Genomic DNA, 17,112 nt, shown 5'->3' with positions numbered 1-17,112 from the left:
ACCTTAAGGCTTTTTAATCACTTTCGCGTGCTTTCGATTAGGATAACAAGTTGTGCAGATCGGGCATACTAAACCGTGGCATCCACGGGCTGTGCAAAACTCACGTCCATAATAGATAATTTGCAGATGCAAATCGTTCCAGCGCTCTTTCGGGAAAAGTCGTTTTAAATCTTTTTCGGTTTGCGCCACATTTTTACCATTGGTTAGCCCCCAGCGTTGTGCAAGGCGGTGAATATGTGTATCGACTGGAAACGACGGAACACCAAATGCCTGCGCCATTACAACCCCCGCTGTTTTATGGCCCACTCCTGGCAGCGTTTCTAAAATAGCCATATCTTGTGGCACTTGCCCATTGTGATTTGCGACAAGCATTTCAGACAGCACTTTAATGGCTTTGGACTTTTGCGGCGATAGCCCACAAGGCCTTATAATTGCTTGAATATCCTCAACCGTTTGCATTGCCATATCAAACGGATTATCGGCTAGTTGCCATAGTTTTGGCGTGACTTGATTAACTCGTTCATCAGTACATTGTGCCGACAAAAGAACTGCAACTAATAAGGTATAAGGATCGCTGTGATCAAGTGGGATGGGAGGATTTGGGTAACGCGTTTCAAGTTCATCTAAAATAAACGCGACACGTTCAGCTTTTAATAAATTTTTTTGCGTCACAATGACAACATCCCTAACGATCTAAAATAAAAGGGTAAAATACACTGCTTTGCAGCTGGCTGCCAGCGTAAGCAGTGCATTATATTGTCGCAATTTTCAGTTAAGCGATTATTTACAACATTGGTCGCCGTAGTAATTGTTCGGGTAATTACATACCTGCTTTGGTGCCGTCGCTGGTTGCGTCAGTGCTTGTTTTAACGAATTAATTAATGTACTCATTTTGTTCTCCAGTGTTATCTAAGTAACAAGGCTATTATGAGCAATTCGCCGCTAGCAATAAAATTAATTAATACGAACTTTACGTTCACTTTTATCAATCAAAAATAAAACTCAACAACCCGTCTCGCTACAATTCATTGCGACCATCAAAATAGGTAATTGTTAATTCACGCGGTTCAAGATTATCAACACAACCCAAGTTCAAACGATACTCGCCCGGTTGGTATAGGGTGTCGTGGAACGGATAAATGCCGCAGTGTTTACAAAAATGATGATTTACATCGTGATCACCCCAGTGATAGGTGTTCAAATCATCCTTGCCAGAAAGCAATGTAAACTGCTGCGCGCTAACGCAATGTTTAGACATTATCGCATTTTTACGAATGCAAATTGAGCAATTGCATTGCAACGCATCTGTAATAGGTGGACTTTCAAATTCAAATTGCACCGCTTTGCAGTGACAACTACCTGTATATTTCATAATCGCATTCCTTTTATTTTTTACTGTATATCTGACCAGTTAAAATAGAAAGCGATTTTTACAGATTAATCTGTAAATATTGTTGTAACGCGTTAACGTGAAACTGATTTTTGGTTGCTTATAGCGCTTTATACATAATGTGTTGCGGGCCAGCAGGACCACCTAAATAAAGGGATTCAGCCTCAGTAAAACCGCTTTTTTGATAGCATCGTTGTGCAATGGCATTTTTACAATTAACGGTTAGGTAAAGCCAATTATAATCGCCGTAGTACTGTGTTAAATACTTAAGTAATGCAGCAATCGCCTGCTTACCTAAGCCATTTCCTTGTTGCTTTTCATCAATTACAAACGTTCTCAGCCCTAAACCGTCAGTTGGGCAAAAATCGTAATGCTTACCGTAATGGGTATCGAGTTTAAAAAAGCCAATGACCTCATCATCTTGTTTAATTACATGTAAATGCACCGCTGGATCTACTTCTTGAATAAACTCCTTAGCACTGCAAGCAAACTTTAATTGCTCACTTGCCAATGTTACGTTAGCAAGTCGATTAAGATGGGTTTGGTTTAACGTTTCGATTGAAACCATTTGGCTTTACTCTCTTTTGCCGCTATGAACCGCTCGAGTCCAGTTGCTGTTACTTTCTAATTTTAAATAGGCATTTTCACGATCAATGCAGGTAGGCGTAACGCTCGTAAAATCAATATTGCCGCGTGGTGTTTCAAAATAGTGTTCTACTTGGTTGTCCTTAATAAAAACTAACAGTGTCACGCCGTCATTAGTTTTGATACGGGTTCGTTTTTCAACATCAAACCTAAACCCTAACACCTTGCGAGCTCGTTGATTATCAGTGTATGGCGTAATAAAACAAACCCGCTGCCAAGACCCTTCAACGACATTGGCTAAATTAAGCTGTTTAACCGTTGAATCAAATTCGCGCACGGGTGCTCCGAAATAACCACATCCAGCTAACATAGTGACAGCCAATGCACATACCCAATTTTTCAAAGTGATATCCTTATCAATATCGAAAAGTACTTTCACGTATTACAATTCTGTCGAGAGGGTTACATTCTCTTTACGAGCGACTAATTTGCCAGTAGCGCGGTATTCTTTTAAGCGCGAAAGCGCTTGCTGTGAACTCATTAACGCATAATCCACATAAAACTTAATTTGTTTAAATTCGCGCTCTACACCGTCTAAGTAACGTTCATTTAAATCGCTATCTGAGAATTCACTCAAATCGTCATGGCCTTCAAAAATAAAGGTGTTCACCATGTGTTTGGCTTCAGTATTACTGCGATTGGCAAGATCAAGTGCGATTAACAGCTCAACAGGTAAGGTATTTAACTCCTCACGACTTTGTGAAAAACGCCATGCCCCTTGATCAACGTTGAGCATTTTTAATACAAACTCAAACCTTGGCGATTCACCGGTTTCTTCGAGCTCAGCGACATAACGCTGCGACTTAATAATGTTATCGTTATAAGCACTTGCTGCACTTTCTAATCGCTCTATGTTTTGCGTTAGTTCATAAGCAATTTTACCCAATAACACTTCAGCTTGTTGTCGTTGTTGATAAGTGTTGTACCAAGCGTTAATACCAAGTGCGACCAATACACCTAAGGTGATCACAATTAACTCAAACGCCACCTTACTTATTATTTTTCTCACAGCGCTCATTTTACAACTCATTAAAATTTATCATGTTTTTATTGTACCGAGTTTTTAAACTAAAGCCATGATTTGCTCAGGCAAGAAATAGAGACTGTAATTAAAAGGTTGAATACAATTCACCTTAAGCGTAAATTAATTGTGCTAATCAATACGTTCACATGGTGTTTTCGATGAAACATAAATACCCGCCGCTTCATCTACTGAGTATTTTTGAAGCAGCGGCACGTCACCAAAACTTTAAAGCGGCCAGTAATGAGCTATGCATTACGCCCTCTGCGGTAAGCCATCAAATAAAAGCGCTTGAGCAGCAATTAGGGTTTAGTTTATTTCAACGCAAAAGTCGTGGTGTTGAACTAAACGCTGCTGGAGAAATGTACTTAAATTACGTGCAACAAGGGCTTGATTGCTTTGAACTTGGTACGCGTAAAACCCGCAACCGGTTTTCATCGCAAGCATTAAAAATCTCGTGTTTTACAACCCTAGCAAGTAGCATCATTATTCCAAAATTAGGCGCATTTCAAACAAAACACCCAGACATTGAACTTAGAATAGAAACCGGTAATCACGTCGCTGATTTACGCTACGACGACATTGACTTAGCAATTCGCATTGGCCAAGGTAATTGGCCCAATACCACACACCAAAAGCTACTTGACCTATCAGTATCTGCGGTTTGCTCGGTGCCATTTTTTGCTCAACATAAAATCAGTAAATTAAAACATGTTAACCAGTTACCGTTAATTGACTTAGCCTACATGGACGATGTTTGGCTGCAATGGTCTCGCGCTGTAGGCATTACTTTATCCAACACAAAACGCGTGCTTACCTTTAATGATTACGACTCTTCAATTAATGCGGCAACTCAGGGATTAGGTATGGCGTTGGCGATTTTCCCACTTGAAAATCAACGGCTGGAAAACCAATCATTGATTGCACCGTTTAATGAATTTGTTCCTTTTGAACGTGGTCTTTACGCCGTGTACCGAGAAGAAGACGAAGGTCGTCACGATATTCAGTGCTTTATAAATTGGCTAACTGCATCACCTGAGCTCTACGCCGAAAATAGATGAATGATATTCACCTATAGAGTGAATATTATCCTTTTGTCATGATCATTTTTTGGCTCTAAAGTAGCAATTACGCAAACAGCTATACACAGAGCCATTACCATGTTTCAGATATTTCTAATTTTCTATCGTTTACTTGCTACATTGGTCGTTTTAACGCCATTAATGATCAACTTAACCATTAAAGGTGATGTGATTGCATCACTTGTGTATGCCCCTTCTTTAACGATAGTTGCACTGGTTTTAGCGATTTACTTTGATAGTAAAGTAGTCGACTTTTACGCCGCGCGACGCAAACAATCGCTATTAAAAAAAACAACACTTAAATTCACACATGCTCCATTACTCTCACGCTTTAAAAGCAAACAATGTTGTTTGAAACATTAAGTCCTAAGCTCGAAATCACAAATTACTCTCTAGCAGCACTTTTTACATATTACTGCATTAAACTTGATGCAATAGACTCGCTTTTGACGCACAAATTTGCCTTTTGCTAAGAAAAACTATCAAGCTAGCGCTATAAAACAACATAGCTCATAGGTGCCTGTGGGCGTAACACCTTAACCCGAGTGCAGGTTAAATTGTTCTAAAAACAAGCGGCTCACAGCAGCCTAAGCCTTTGCGTTTAAACCTACAACTTGTTATAAGGTTGAAAAACAATAAAAAGATAATGGATTATGTCTAAGGCTTGGCTCGCTTTTTTTATTCTAAGTTACAGCGTATTTTGTACCTTTGCCCTTGCGTTACCAACGCAAAAGCCCGAACAGGTATGTGCAACGTGCCACCAAAGCCAAGTTGCAGATTGGCAGACTTCACACCACTTTCATGCCATGGAAGTCGCAAGCGACTCGTCAATTTTAGGTAACTTTGACAACGCAAGCTTAGCGTATCAAAACCAAACAGCACGCTTTTTTAAAAAAGACAGTGGTTTATATATTGAAATGCCAAACCTTACTGGCGAATTAACAACTTACGCGGTGACATATACCTTTGGCTATCACCCTTTGCAACAATATATGTTTGATTTTGGTAACGGTCATTACCAGTTTTTTCCATTTGCATGGGACAGCCGAAGTAAACAGCAAGGGGGACAACGCTGGTTTGTGCTTCATCCTGAGCAAACTGAAACAGACGCCTTTCACTGGAGCCAAAAAGGGCAAAATTGGAACCATATGTGCGCCGATTGTCACTCCACTGACTTTCAAAAGAACTTCGACTTTAAAAGTAACACCTTTAACTCAACGTTTTCCGCTATTAATGTTAGCTGCAACGCATGTCACGGCGACAGTGAGCAACACTTAAAGTGGGCGAGTGGTAATAACAAAATCAAAAACAAAGGCTTTACCCATGCTATTGGGCAAAAAACCCCGCTATTTCAAAGCCAGGCTGATGGCACAATGAAAAGCGTGTCGCCTTTAAAAGAATCCAAACAAGTTACTATGTGTGCCACCTGCCACGGCCGACGTTCAAATTTGGCTGACCGCCAAGGACCCCATGACTTTTTCAATGCATTTCAACCCGCATTATTAACCCCAGAACTCTACCAAGTAGATGGTCAAGTATGGGATGAAAATTATGTTTGGGGCTCATTTGTGCAAAGTAAAATGTACCAAGCAGGTGTCACCTGCACTAACTGCCATAACCCGCACAGTGGTAAGTTAAAACTTCAAGATAATTTAACCTGCACCCAATGCCATGCAAGCACCACTTTTGATACACCAAAACATCATGGCCACACAACAAATGAAATTGGCAGCCAATGTGTAGATTGCCATATGCCCACCACGACTTACATGCAAGTTGATGCCCGTCGCGACCATAGTTTTAAAGTGCCAAGACCCGATTTAACGATTAAAACGGGTGTCAGTAATGCGTGTAACCAATGTCACCAAGATCAAACGGCAAGCTGGGCCGTTTCGCAAATTAAAACGTGGCACCCAAATAGTAAACATATTGGCAAAGCACACTTTGCCACCAGCTTTCATCGCGCCGATGAGCGTGCGCCAAACGCAGCTGAATTACTGACCCGTATAGCGCAAGATAAACAGTACTCGACTATCGTCAGTGCTTCAGCACTCACACGTATGCGCAATACACCCGGCAATAACGCGTTAGTTGCGATTGCGCGGGCAATAAAAGACCCATCGCCACTCAAACACATCGCCGCAATTAATGCTGCAACGCCCTATCCAGTGACCGACCGCTGGCGTCTTTTTAATGTTTTATTAGATTCAACTCACCATAGTGTGCGAATTGAGGCTGCTCGCTCACTAGCCGGCATGTTGAACGCGCCCTTTCCAAATGAGCTGTCAAAGCAAGATAAGACACGTTTAAACGCCGCACTAAACGATTACAAAAAAAGCCAAGAGTTTAACGCAGAACGTGGATTTTCACACACTAACCTAGCTTTGTTAGCGCTTGAGATGGCCGAGCCTAAAGCCGCAGAAATGCACTATTTCGATGCGATAAAAGTTGAGCCTATTTTTATGCCAGCGTATGTTAACCTTGCGGATTTATATCGCCAGCAAGGTGATGAATCAAAAGCTCAAAATATTCTTAAGCAGGCACTCAGTGTCAATCATGAGGCAAGCGATGTGTACTACGCATTAGCAATGAGCCAAATACGCAGTAATGAAAAACAAAATGCACTTAAAAGCCTAGAAAATGCCACTCTGTTTGCCCCTGAAAATGCAAGTTACTTATACACTTACGCGTTATTGCTGCAAGACCAAAAGAATATTCACCAAGCAATTCGTTATTTTGAAAAGGCCTATGCGATTACCCCAACAAATCCGGATATTAGTTATAGCCTGACGCAAAGTTACATTGCATTAAACCAGTTTAAGCAAGCGTTATTTTATGCCGAAAATCTTGCACGTTTACTGCCGAACGACCGGCAAATAGCGCAAATGGTTAATCAGCTAAGAATGATGCAAGGGGTTAACTAACTTTTGATCTCAAGCAAAGGCGAATGAAAGAGTACCGTTTAAGAGGCTAGAGAAAAATTGCTCAAACTGAATTGAAACGCTATAAAAAAACGGCAAGCTGTTACGCCTGCCGTTTTTTATGAATATTGTGAAACGCGATTATGCTTTTTTAACGAACTTCGCGGTTACCATCATTTCGCCAACACCATCAACTTTACAGTCAAGCTCGTGATCCTTTTTATCGAACACGCGACGAACTTGTGCTTTGGTGCCAATTTTAATCACTTGCGAACTACCTTTGATTTTTAGGTCTTTAATTACGGTAACTTTATCACCTTCAACCAATAATGCGCCGTTCGCATCTTTTACCTCAATAAGGTCCTCTTTTGCTTGCTCCTCAGGATTCCACTCAAACGCGCATTCTGGACAAACAAGATTATCTTGATCTTGATATACATATTCTGATTTACAACTAGGACATGGAGGTAACGACATAACAACTCACTACTGCGAAAAAATTTGCGATATTTTAATTGATTTAACCCTATTAAGCGAGGGGCTTTTAATTAACATTTAAGTTTTTTTTAGCTAATGCCACCCCGCTTTAGAATAATAATTCTCATTTAAAAAATTAGTTAAAATAATTATGTGGGAATAAATTGATCAAACACATAAAAAATACGCTTTTCACAATCAAAGTTTTATAAATGCAGTAATTTTTTGATTTAGTGCAGTTTTAGCGCTTGCCAACAAACATAAAATATTGTCATTAAATCAATTTGTTGGAACACCCGTCGTGACCAAATTAGCAAGCGCTTCACAGCAAATTCATTTTGCTGAAGACGAACTTATCATTAGCAAAACCGATATACGTGGAAATATTACTTACGCCAATCGCACCTTTATGCGGGTAAGTAACTTTCCTGAATCAAAACTCATTGGCCAACCACATAACATTATTCGTCACCCAGATATGCCAAGAGGTGTGTATTACGGCATGTGGAAAACCCTAAAAGCCAAGCAAGAGTTCTTTGGTTTTGTTAAAAACCTCACCGCCGATGGCGATTATTATTGGGTATTTGCAAATGTCACACCTGATCTGGTTAACGGCGAAATACAAGGCTTCTTTTCTGTAAGGCGTTCTCCGCCTGACGCCGCAATAAAAACAATTAGCGAGGTGTATCAAAAAATGCAGCAAGTAGAAGCACAACACGGCAAACGTGATGGGGCAAACGGCGCATGGTGTTGGTTAAATGAGTATTTGCAAACCCATCACAACACCAGTTATGAAGCCTTTGTATTAGATCTTTACGCTGCAGAATAAGGAGATTTTTATGCCAAATCATACAAGCAATGTAAGCAAAAACATCCCTTTTTTAAGCCAAAAACTATTTATTGCCTGCGTAACCTTTGTCGCCTTAAATTTACTGGTTGCCATTAATAGCATAGTCACCAGTGGCATCAGCTTAATAAATATCTTATCGCCGCTACTGGCCATGGTGTTTGCCTTTTTTGCTTACCAAGACCAAAAACGCCCACTTAACGCGCTAAAAGCAATACACCTTACTCTCACTGAAGCAATTGCAGGCAAAACACATGTGCGAGTAACCCGCACCAAAGGGCTTGGTGAAATTGGTCAAGTTGCATGGCAGCTAAATGATTTTCTCGATATCGTAGAGACCAATTTTAAAGAGTTTTCGAACAGTTTTTCGCGCGCCGGAAAACGCGAATTTCATCGCAAGGGATTAGTGCAAGGCTTGCCCGGAGAATTCGCTTACATCATGAATAACGTTAATGTGGCGATTGAAGCAATGGAACAAGCCGATAACTTTGCTCGACAAAATCGCCTGCTAAGCGAAATGCACCACCTTAACACCAGCAATTTACTTGATAACTTAAAAGATACGCAACACCAAATGGCGGCATTATCAACCGATATGGACGATGTTGCGGCGATGGCTATGGAAAGTAAGCAAGGCGCTGATTTTAGCCATAAAACCGTAGCCGAATTAAAGCATGCCATTGAGCAAGTTAACGAGCGCATGCATACGGTAGAAGAAACCGCCAATGTATTAGCGAACGACAGTAACCGTATCGAGCAAACCATACGATTAATTAGCGATATTTCTGAACAAACCAACTTATTGGCGTTAAACGCAGCAATTGAAGCCGCACGTGCTGGTGAATCAGGCCGCGGGTTTGCCGTAGTTGCCGACGAAGTGCGTCATTTAGCGGTAAAAACACGTGAATCAACCGACGAAATTACAGCAATTATTTCAGGGCTAACGTCACGCGTAGAAAGCATGGTGCAACAGACCTATGAAGTGAGCAACAGCGCGAAACAAATTGGCGATGAAATGACGATCTTCTCGGCCGAATTTGACACTATAGCCACATCGGCCGAGCGCACTATCAATGTTGTGGGCCAAACCAAAGATCGTGCATTCGCCTCACTGGTTAAAATTGATCACATCATCTACATGCAAAATGGCTACATTGGCGCCGAAAAAGGCGGGCTTGGTGCAGAATCTGATGCCGTGCAAGAATCTCACACTGAGTGCCGTCTTGGTCAGTGGTATCATCACGGAGAAGGCAACGCTGTATTCTCGCGTCTAGCTTCATTTAAAGCGCTTGATAAACACCATAAAACAGTGCATCAGCATGTACGCCAAGCGATAGAACTGGTGCAGCAAGACTGGCTTAGAGACGATGGTATTTTTGACGGCATCATACATCATTTCGAGCAAGCGGAAGTTGCAAGTGGCAATGTGGTACATTGCTTAAATGAACTGGTGTTACAAAAACACGCACAATAATCAAAGCCAACGACGCGTTTTTAAAGGCCGTGTGGCTTATTGCTATAACGCCGCATCATATTGATGTAACATACAAAAACTTCACTTAGGTGAGGTTTTTGTATTACAAACAATGCTGAATAAGGACAATCATGCGTTTTTTCTTTCTCGTTACATCACTATTACTCGCTGCAAGCCCTCTTTATGCAAACCCATTTATAGGCAAATGGCATGTTACTAAAGTTGAAACACCAAACACTTACTTTGGTGAAATTAAATACCCTAAACACTTTGAGTTAACTCAGCAAAACGGACAACTTAGCGGGCAATATCACGACCAATATGGCTATGAGTGCGACTTTTCCTTAATCGAATTAATCAATGCTGGGAATGAGCTGTTATTAATTGGTTGTGGTGTAACTAAACATGCCAACTCTTGGATGCCAGTGCACAAGGTAAAGCTCATCAATGATCGGCTGGTCGGTAAAGTGATCACGCATTCAACCCAGTTCACTTGGTATGCAGAGGCCGTAAAACCCAACTCACAATAAACCACAAACTTCACCATAAGGACGTGTTTATGAAAAAATGGAAAGTGCTGTTTTTTACAACCTTGTTCGTGCTATTTACAAGCAACCTGTTTTGGCTCTATGTGGTGATTGATCAAGGTGTAAGCTACACCTATTTAAGTCAATCATATCAAGATGCAAACCACACTATTGACCACTTAAGCAAGTTAATCGTGAAAGGCAGCGCGCAATACAGTAAAAGCGATATACTTCATTTGCTCAGGCAAGCCGAGCCCAATATGTTGATTAGCGAAAGTGACAATACCATTACCACTGAGTTTGCGACATTTACGTTTAACAACAACCAACTGGTCGCCATCAAACAATCCCAATTTTAATCAGTCTATTGGCAATCATAGTGCTAGATATATTAAGCATTGCCAAGAAATACTTTTTAACGTGTTGTTCTAAAATAATAAATATTATTCCCATTAACTGGGTATTTAATTCGCCAGAATCATCAACTCTCAAACTGAGTTTGTCTTAGCAAAATACAAGATAAATTAAAAAGGCCAGATTACTCTGGCCTTTTATTCGTTTGCTATTGGGCATAGCTATTAACTCAGCGATGAAACCACTGATAAGTACTGTTCTGTTACTTGTTAAGCTGCGCTTTTGCGGCTTCAACCTTTGAAAAATCAAGGCCTAGTTCTGCGACCGCTTCTTTAATAAGTGCAGGGTTTTGCATCACCTGCCCCATCACTAGTTGCAGTTTATCTTGCGGTAAGCCTAGTTGACTAATGGTTAGCATTGCAGCCATTGGGTTTTCAGTAAGCACCTGAAAAATTTCATTAATACGCTCATCGCTAATGTTGTTTTCTTTTAACAGTGCAATAATTGGATTCATTCTACTACCTTGAATAACATTATTTGTGTTGCAGTGTAGCAGGTGATTAACATGCTGTTAATCACCAAGCTAAAAATCTAATAGACTCGGCGCTGTTGTTCTAATGTAGTTTCATTTTTGGCCTGACGCTACGCATTAGCTTTTCACACAGCCAAAGCGCCATAGTTTTTAAAGGTCCGTGAATGGCATTTTGATGCATGCGATACAAAGACACGTACATTAAGCGTGCTAATTTGCCCTCAATAAACATACTGTTATTGGTTAAATTACCCATTAAACTGCCTACCGCACTAAAGCGCGATAAATTCACTAGCGAGCCATGATCTTTGTACTTAAACGGTGTTTTGGCTTTGCCATTAAGCTCTGCAAGAATATTAACCGCTAAATTACTTGCCATTTGATGTGCTGCTTGTGCACGCGGCGGCACAAAACTACCATCAGATTGCTCACATGCCGACGCATCCCCAAGTACATAAACATGCTCTACTCCTTTGGCTTGCAAATACGGGTCAACCAGCACTTGGTTGCTGCGATTAAATTCTAGTCCGTCGATGCTTTTTATAAAATCAGCCACTTTTACACCCGCTGCCCACAGCATTAGATCAGCCGCAATCTCCTCGCCCTCAGCGGTGACAAAACCATGCTGATTGGCTTCGCTAATACGTGTATTTTCAAGCACCTGAATGCCTAAATTGAGTAGTTCACGCCTCGCTGCATCACTGATGCGTTTTGGCAGCGCGGGTAAAATAGTTGGCCCAGCTTCGATTAGATGAATGCGTAACTGCGTACTTTTAAATTCGCTTAAGCCATAGTGCTTTAACAAACCAGAAACATGAATAAGTTCAGCGCTCAACTCAACTCCAGTTGCGCCACCACCGACAATAGCAATTGAAAGTGAGTTTGACTGGGAGCTTTGTTCACCACTTGAGTTTTGATGAACGCGCGTAAAGCTATTTAGCAGCGCATGCTGAAAACGTTCTGCTTGCTGTTGAGAGTCCAGAAAGTAGCAATGTTCGGCAACACCTGGGGTATTAAAATCATTACTAATGCTGCCAATTGCAATAATGAGTTTATCGTAGTGAAGTGCGCGTTCAGGCAATAATACTTTGCCGTTATCATCATTGTGTTGTTTTAAACTGATAGCTTGGTCGTTGGTATCGAGTTTTATAAACTCGCCCAAAATGAATTGAAAACCATGAGTTGCTGCGTGAGCTGAATACGACACGCCATCTAAACTGGTGTCGAGCGAGCCTGTTGCTACTTCGTGTAGCAAGGGTTTCCATATGTGTGTGCGGTTTTTATCAATTAACGTAATGTTTGCGCGTTGTGACTTTCCTAATTTTTGTCCTAACTTACTTGCAAGCTCAAGACCGCCTGCGCCACCGCCAATAATAACGATATTAGGATGTGTGTTAATCATAATTGTGCCCTTTAAAAGTTATAAAGAGCTGAATACATAAATTTTTATCGTGGTTATTAGGTTGGCTATCAGAGCCGCATAATCAATAAAAATGGGTATCATCAGGCATTCAGGTCATTATAACCTGACACAATATCTTTATGTTACGCCGCAACGTACCTAAGTGAAAGCCATAAAGTATTGCAAAATATGTCGTACGCGTGACAGCGTATTCAGTTAATATTCATGGCGTATTTTCTATGTTTGAAACAATTACCCAAAACTGTGAAAGATTATGACCTTATCAACACTTTATAAAACAGCGAGTCTCGCCGTTATTTATTTATCACTTAGCGCTTGCGCAGCTATTTCACCAGAAAAATGTAAAACCGCTGATTGGTATAACCTCGGGTACAGTGACGGTCAGAGCGGCTATAAGCGCAGCCGGGTCAATGAATACCGCCAAGCCTGCGCGGAAGTAAACATAGATGTAAATACCAAAAAATGGCAACAAGGGTACGAACAAGGCAACCAAGTGTACTGCACGCCAGAAAACGGTTATCGCATTGGTCGCGCCGGACAAACATACAACGGAGTGTGTTTAAACGAGTCGTTCGTTAAAAACTACAACAAAGGTAAACGACAATATGATATCGACGAGGAAATCAAACAGCTAGAAGACCGCTTATACCGCCTAAAAGAGCAATATCGCAATGAAACAAACGATGATATTAAGCGCGAAATTCGCCATGATATTCGTGATTTAGAACGCGAAATTGATCGTTTGCGCATTCCACAAGTCATTTACCAAGTCGTATTTTAGTTACGATGAACCAAGTGCTAACTGCTTTTTAACACCGAGCATCACACCACCAAATGCCACGCTAAAAATGCCTGCCAGCATTGCCAACGACGATAGCGTGGCGTCAGCGATGCCCGGACTTGCCAAAATGGCTAATGTGTTAATAAATACTAACATCAACGCAGAGAGTAAATAGCCTTGATAGCCAATTACACCGGCAAATATCAAAAACAAAAAGGTAAAACCAAGCGCTGGCGTAAACGCCGCAGCAGCAATCACCCCAACTACTAAAGAAAGCGCTATTACCAACCCGATTACGATTTTATACATCTTTGCCTCCGTGCATATTTTTTTTAGCCAAGTAATTTTTCAAATCGAATTTTATGATCTTGAAAACTTGGCGCTTTTTCAAGATCAATTATTGCATAGTTGTTTTTGACAAGCATTGCCAACATCGCACGAAAACGATTCATGGTTTTTACCTGAACAGCAGTAAACCCATGTTGTTGTAGCCAACTCTCTTGCTGCAATAGCATTTTTTGAGCAAGACCTTGACCGCGATGATTTGGCACCACAGCACCTAACCAGCTGTAAAACGTTGTATCGTTTAATGCATAACCGAGTTTATAACCTATCGGTTCGCCATCGTGATAGGCGATAAGCAATAAATGGCGTTTATCAGCAAGGCGTAATTTAATATCGGCGAGTTTTTTTGGCGATGAAAATTCAGGAATCGCCTGCTCGATTTGCACCATTTGCTCAAGTTGCCCAATTTCAATTGTATACATAGTTCTTGCTTATTTGGCTTTAGACTGCCGCCAGTATAGAGAATTTAAAAATCTGAATCGATCTTCCTTCACGCTTTTTTCACATCTGCCACGTTAGTGTAACGACAAACAACGCAACAGGAACTGAAACTATGATTAGTCATTAATGTTGCTGAACTAGGTTATACACCCAAACCAAGAGTACTCACTGGTGAGGAGCACTCCGTTAGGCTGTTAAAAACCTATCAACAAAATGGCTTAGCCGCAGCAAAAGCAGATATCGCAAATAACCCAAAAGCACACCAACAAATATTAGTTGTGATGCATGCAATATTGGCGTTTATGCAGCTAGATATAGGTAAAGGATTTGACTTATTGAGTCTCGCCAAAGCAATTAAAGCGCAACACGCATAAATTGCTTAGTAACGTAACCCTTCGAATAACAGTGGGGTTACGTTATGTCCGATACTACTCTGTCTCGCCCAAGTTCTTTGGCGTCGTAAAGCAAATCGTCAACACGTTTAAACATCATTTCAATTGCTTCACCACGTTGGTATTGGGTAACACCAATACTCGATGTGATTGTAATGCTGTTTTCATCACTCATTTTTATCGGCTCAGCTTTTAGCGCCAATGCAATTTGCTCAGCACATCTAATTGCTTGTCTGGTTTGTGTATTCGGTAAAATTGCCACAAACTCTTCGCCGCCATAACGTGCAACAATATCATTACGTGTTAATTTGCTTTTAATAATGTGCGACGCCACCTTTAACACATTATCGCCTGCAAGATGCCCATAGGTATCGTTAATTCGTTTAAAGCGGTCGAGGTCAAACATCACCACACTAAAGCCAATATTTTGCTGTTTAAGTTGTTCAATACGACGCAACATGACACGCCGATTAATCAGTTTTGTTAGCGGATCAACCGTTGATTCACGATACAAATTCATCAACATTGAAAGCTGTGCAATTTGCAGCCACAGGCTAATACCGGCAAACAAACCAAATAGCCAAACGCCATTAAAAAAATGCCAATAATCACCGTTAAAAAAGTGCGCTTGTACGAGCATAAATGGAATAAAAATCAGGCTAATTAAAATCACACCACCGCGAATAGTCAGTGGAAATAACCCGATCATTGCCAATGTTAAATACGGCATCATGGTGAAAATTAACGGCACACTATCAAGGCTGTTAAACGTCAGCATAATGTACAAATAAAACAACGACGGGCACAAAAACGACAGTGCAATCACATGTTTTATTAAACTCACCGAAGACGAGCGTTTTACGCGATAAGCCATAATAAACAGTGCCACCGAGAGCGAAATACGCGCCACAAGTAAGGTTTGTGCATGTGCTTGCGGGAGTGTTAGAAAATCAAAAAAGCCAAATAAGGGCACCGAAAACGCGAAAAACAAACACATAATCCATAAACGTCTACGAATATAATCCGACCGTTTATGCGTAAAATCAGTTGAATGGGAATGCGATGAAATAAGCTCGACGAGAGGATTGTTTTCTAAACGAAGGTAGGTTTTGAGTTGTAGCGATTTAAACTTAGATAAGGGCTCTTTTTTGTCACTATACGGCTCGCTTAGTGCGGTTGGCTTCATACTTAGTCTCACTTACGTCTATTACAACGCCAAATAATGTTGACGCAATAATCATCAATTCGAAGCAAGTTTAACCGTTGAGCACATTTACGTGATTATTCTAGATCAATAAAAACCAGTAAACATAGTACCGAAATTAAACACTTAGCCTTTAATTTAATACACCCCTAGAAGTATTCGAATACAAGAATTTGCTAAGTATAAAATGCACTTTAACGCAAGCTTACAATCTCTTACAAAAGCGATAAAGTTGAGCGGTAGCAGTACGTTGCAATATCTGGTACAACTATAAATTGTTAAAGCTAGCTAATTACACAGGGATTGCTGCCATTTACACAGTGTAAAAAGCACAACGGCATTTGAATCATTGTTTGTAACGCAATACTTGCAAGGAGCGCGAATGAAATACCTGTTAACCTTACTTTTAAGCATATCCGTTTCCGCTCAAGCAATAATCATTAGGCACGATGTTGCTGATGCACAATACAAAGTACCAAGCACTGAGTTACCTCAATTAGCAACATTTTATTTTGACGGCGCACACGGCACGCTTATAGCGCCAACTTGGGTATTAACAGCAGCCCATGCGACATTTTGCGTAAAGCCTAACTCCTCAATACGCCTTAACGCAAAACACCACACGGTTAAGCGTGTTTATGTTCATAAAGATTACACTCCTGGGCAAAGCCACGATATTGCCTTAATTGAATTACAGCAACCTGTTTTAGGCGTAACGCCTTTCTCACTCAACACAAAATCTGATGAGTTAAACAAAAACCTGTGGTTTATTGGTATCGGCGGCACAGGAAATGGGCTAACGGGTCAAACAGTTGATAATTTTGAAAACAAAGGCCAAATGCGCAAAGCACAAAACAAAGTAGCATTGGCACAAGGTCCGCTGTTAAAGTTCACCTTCGATAAAGGCGATAACGCGCTGGCCCTTGAGGGCGTATCCGGTGGTGGTGACAGCGGCGGCCCCGCATACACATTTCAAAATGATACAGGCGTTATTTATGGTATTAGTTCACGTGTCGAGGGCGGTAACATTGGCAAATACGGTGTTAGTGAGGTTTACAGCCGAATATCATTTTTTGCGCCTTGGATAAACAAGATTATAAATGGGAAGAATATAGACGCGCTTTCAGACGCCAAGTTGAAGCAGTTGCCTGCAGGGTTAACAGAAGACATTTTGCCACGTGTCTGTAACGACATTAGTATTAAATAAAACAACTCTAGTACGGCACATATAAATGTGCCGTATCACCTTACATTTC

20 protein-coding genes are annotated in these 17,112 nt (G+C 40.9%); 9 read left to right on the top strand and 11 right to left on the bottom strand.

What is annotated here, in order from left to right; all coding sequences use genetic code 11:
• Positions 1–3: 3 nt before the first annotated feature.
• The 5 genes from nth to PSPO_RS16160 form a co-directional block, all read right to left on the bottom strand.
• Complete coding sequence (gene nth / locus PSPO_RS16180; protein ID WP_010559518.1) at positions 4–672, bottom strand: endonuclease III; 669 nt, start codon at positions 670–672, stop codon at positions 4–6.
• Positions 673–1,018: 346 nt separating this feature from the next.
• Complete coding sequence (locus PSPO_RS16175) at positions 1,019–1,372, bottom strand: GFA family protein (protein WP_010559519.1); 354 nt, start codon at positions 1,370–1,372, stop codon at positions 1,019–1,021.
• Between the two features lie 118 nt (positions 1,373–1,490).
• Positions 1,491–1,958 (bottom strand): GNAT family N-acetyltransferase, encoded by a 468-nt coding sequence (locus PSPO_RS16170; protein WP_010559520.1) that lies wholly within the window; start codon positions 1,956–1,958, stop codon positions 1,491–1,493.
• Positions 1,959–1,964: 6 nt separating this feature from the next.
• Entirely contained in the window at positions 1,965–2,378 is a 414-nt protein-coding gene (locus PSPO_RS16165; protein WP_010559521.1) for a hypothetical protein, read from the bottom strand.
• A 39-nt stretch (positions 2,379–2,417) separates the two neighbouring features.
• The gene (locus PSPO_RS16160; RefSeq protein ID WP_138628310.1) at positions 2,418–3,044 is read right to left on the bottom strand and encodes a sortase family protein; all 627 of its coding nucleotides are present in this window, start codon (positions 3,042–3,044) and stop codon (positions 2,418–2,420) included.
• 173 nt (positions 3,045–3,217) lie between these two features.
• Between PSPO_RS16160 and PSPO_RS16155 the strand changes: the two genes are divergently transcribed.
• The 3 genes from PSPO_RS16155 (at position 3,218) to PSPO_RS16145 (ending at position 7,062) form a co-directional block, all read left to right on the top strand.
• Positions 3,218–4,117: a LysR substrate-binding domain-containing protein gene (locus PSPO_RS16155; protein ID WP_010559523.1), complete on the top strand. Its 900-nt coding sequence runs from the start codon at positions 3,218–3,220 to the stop codon at positions 4,115–4,117.
• Positions 4,118–4,216: 99 nt separating this feature from the next.
• Positions 4,217–4,501 carry a hypothetical protein gene (locus tag PSPO_RS16150; RefSeq protein ID WP_010559524.1) on the top strand — a complete coding sequence of 95 codons (285 nt, stop codon included), beginning with the start codon at positions 4,217–4,219 and terminating at the stop codon, positions 4,499–4,501.
• 290 nt (positions 4,502–4,791) lie between these two features.
• Entirely contained in the window at positions 4,792–7,062 is a 2,271-nt protein-coding gene (locus PSPO_RS16145; protein ID WP_010559525.1) for a tetratricopeptide repeat protein, read from the top strand.
• A gap of 138 nt (positions 7,063–7,200) precedes the next feature.
• On the opposite strand, the gene PSPO_RS16140 is transcribed toward PSPO_RS16145, so the two are convergent.
• Complete coding sequence (locus PSPO_RS16140; RefSeq protein ID WP_010559526.1) at positions 7,201–7,536, bottom strand: zinc ribbon domain-containing protein YjdM; 336 nt, start codon at positions 7,534–7,536, stop codon at positions 7,201–7,203.
• Positions 7,537–7,837: 301 nt separating this feature from the next.
• Between PSPO_RS16140 and PSPO_RS16135 the strand changes: the two genes are divergently transcribed.
• From PSPO_RS16135 to PSPO_RS16120, 4 genes are all read left to right on the top strand, one after another.
• Positions 7,838–8,365, top strand: a complete 528-nt coding sequence (locus PSPO_RS16135) for a PAS domain-containing protein (RefSeq protein ID WP_010559527.1) — start codon at positions 7,838–7,840, stop codon at positions 8,363–8,365.
• 10 nt (positions 8,366–8,375) lie between these two features.
• Entirely contained in the window at positions 8,376–9,857 is a 1,482-nt protein-coding gene (locus tag PSPO_RS22000; RefSeq protein WP_010559528.1) for a methyl-accepting chemotaxis protein, read from the top strand.
• A 131-nt stretch (positions 9,858–9,988) separates the two neighbouring features.
• On the top strand, positions 9,989–10,387 hold the full coding sequence (locus PSPO_RS16125; RefSeq protein ID WP_010559529.1) for a hypothetical protein: 399 nt from the start codon (positions 9,989–9,991) through the stop codon (positions 10,385–10,387).
• Positions 10,388–10,416: 29 nt separating this feature from the next.
• Positions 10,417–10,743 (top strand): Imm58 family immunity protein, encoded by a 327-nt coding sequence (locus tag PSPO_RS16120; RefSeq protein ID WP_010559530.1) that lies wholly within the window; start codon positions 10,417–10,419, stop codon positions 10,741–10,743.
• A 257-nt stretch (positions 10,744–11,000) separates the two neighbouring features.
• Here PSPO_RS16120 and PSPO_RS16115 read toward each other — a convergent pair whose 3' ends face one another.
• Together PSPO_RS16115 and PSPO_RS16110 are read right to left on the bottom strand one after the other, a co-directional pair.
• The gene (locus PSPO_RS16115) at positions 11,001–11,252 is read right to left on the bottom strand and encodes a DUF2999 family protein (protein ID WP_010559531.1); all 252 of its coding nucleotides are present in this window, start codon (positions 11,250–11,252) and stop codon (positions 11,001–11,003) included.
• A gap of 100 nt (positions 11,253–11,352) precedes the next feature.
• On the bottom strand, positions 11,353–12,672 hold the full coding sequence (locus PSPO_RS16110) for an NAD(P)/FAD-dependent oxidoreductase (RefSeq protein WP_010559532.1): 1,320 nt from the start codon (positions 12,670–12,672) through the stop codon (positions 11,353–11,355).
• 274 nt (positions 12,673–12,946) lie between these two features.
• Here PSPO_RS16110 and PSPO_RS16105 point away from each other — a divergent pair, with 274 nt between their 5' ends.
• Positions 12,947–13,474, top strand: a complete 528-nt coding sequence (locus PSPO_RS16105) for a DUF2799 domain-containing protein (protein WP_010559533.1) — start codon at positions 12,947–12,949, stop codon at positions 13,472–13,474.
• On the opposite strand, the gene PSPO_RS16100 is transcribed toward PSPO_RS16105, so the two are convergent.
• From PSPO_RS16100 to PSPO_RS16090, 3 genes are all read right to left on the bottom strand, one after another.
• Positions 13,475–13,783, bottom strand: a complete 309-nt coding sequence (locus PSPO_RS16100) for a DUF6419 family natural product biosynthesis protein (protein ID WP_010559534.1) — start codon at positions 13,781–13,783, stop codon at positions 13,475–13,477.
• Between the two features lie 23 nt (positions 13,784–13,806).
• Positions 13,807–14,241, bottom strand: coding sequence for a GNAT family N-acetyltransferase (locus tag PSPO_RS16095; RefSeq protein WP_010559535.1), 435 nt, complete (start codon positions 14,239–14,241; stop codon positions 13,807–13,809).
• A gap of 430 nt (positions 14,242–14,671) precedes the next feature.
• Entirely contained in the window at positions 14,672–15,838 is a 1,167-nt protein-coding gene (locus PSPO_RS16090; RefSeq protein ID WP_010559536.1) for a GGDEF domain-containing protein, read from the bottom strand.
• Positions 15,839–16,238: 400 nt separating this feature from the next.
• Between PSPO_RS16090 and PSPO_RS16085 the strand changes: the two genes are divergently transcribed.
• Positions 16,239–17,063 (top strand): trypsin-like serine protease, encoded by an 825-nt coding sequence (locus tag PSPO_RS16085; protein WP_010559537.1) that lies wholly within the window; start codon positions 16,239–16,241, stop codon positions 17,061–17,063.
• The last annotated feature ends 49 nt before the right edge of the window (positions 17,064–17,112 follow it).

It is taken from the genome of Pseudoalteromonas spongiae UST010723-006, assembly GCF_000238255.3.
Classification (GTDB): Bacteria; Pseudomonadota; Gammaproteobacteria; order Enterobacterales; family Alteromonadaceae; genus Pseudoalteromonas; species Pseudoalteromonas spongiae.
This window is presented reverse-complemented; position numbering and strand designations above follow the sequence as displayed.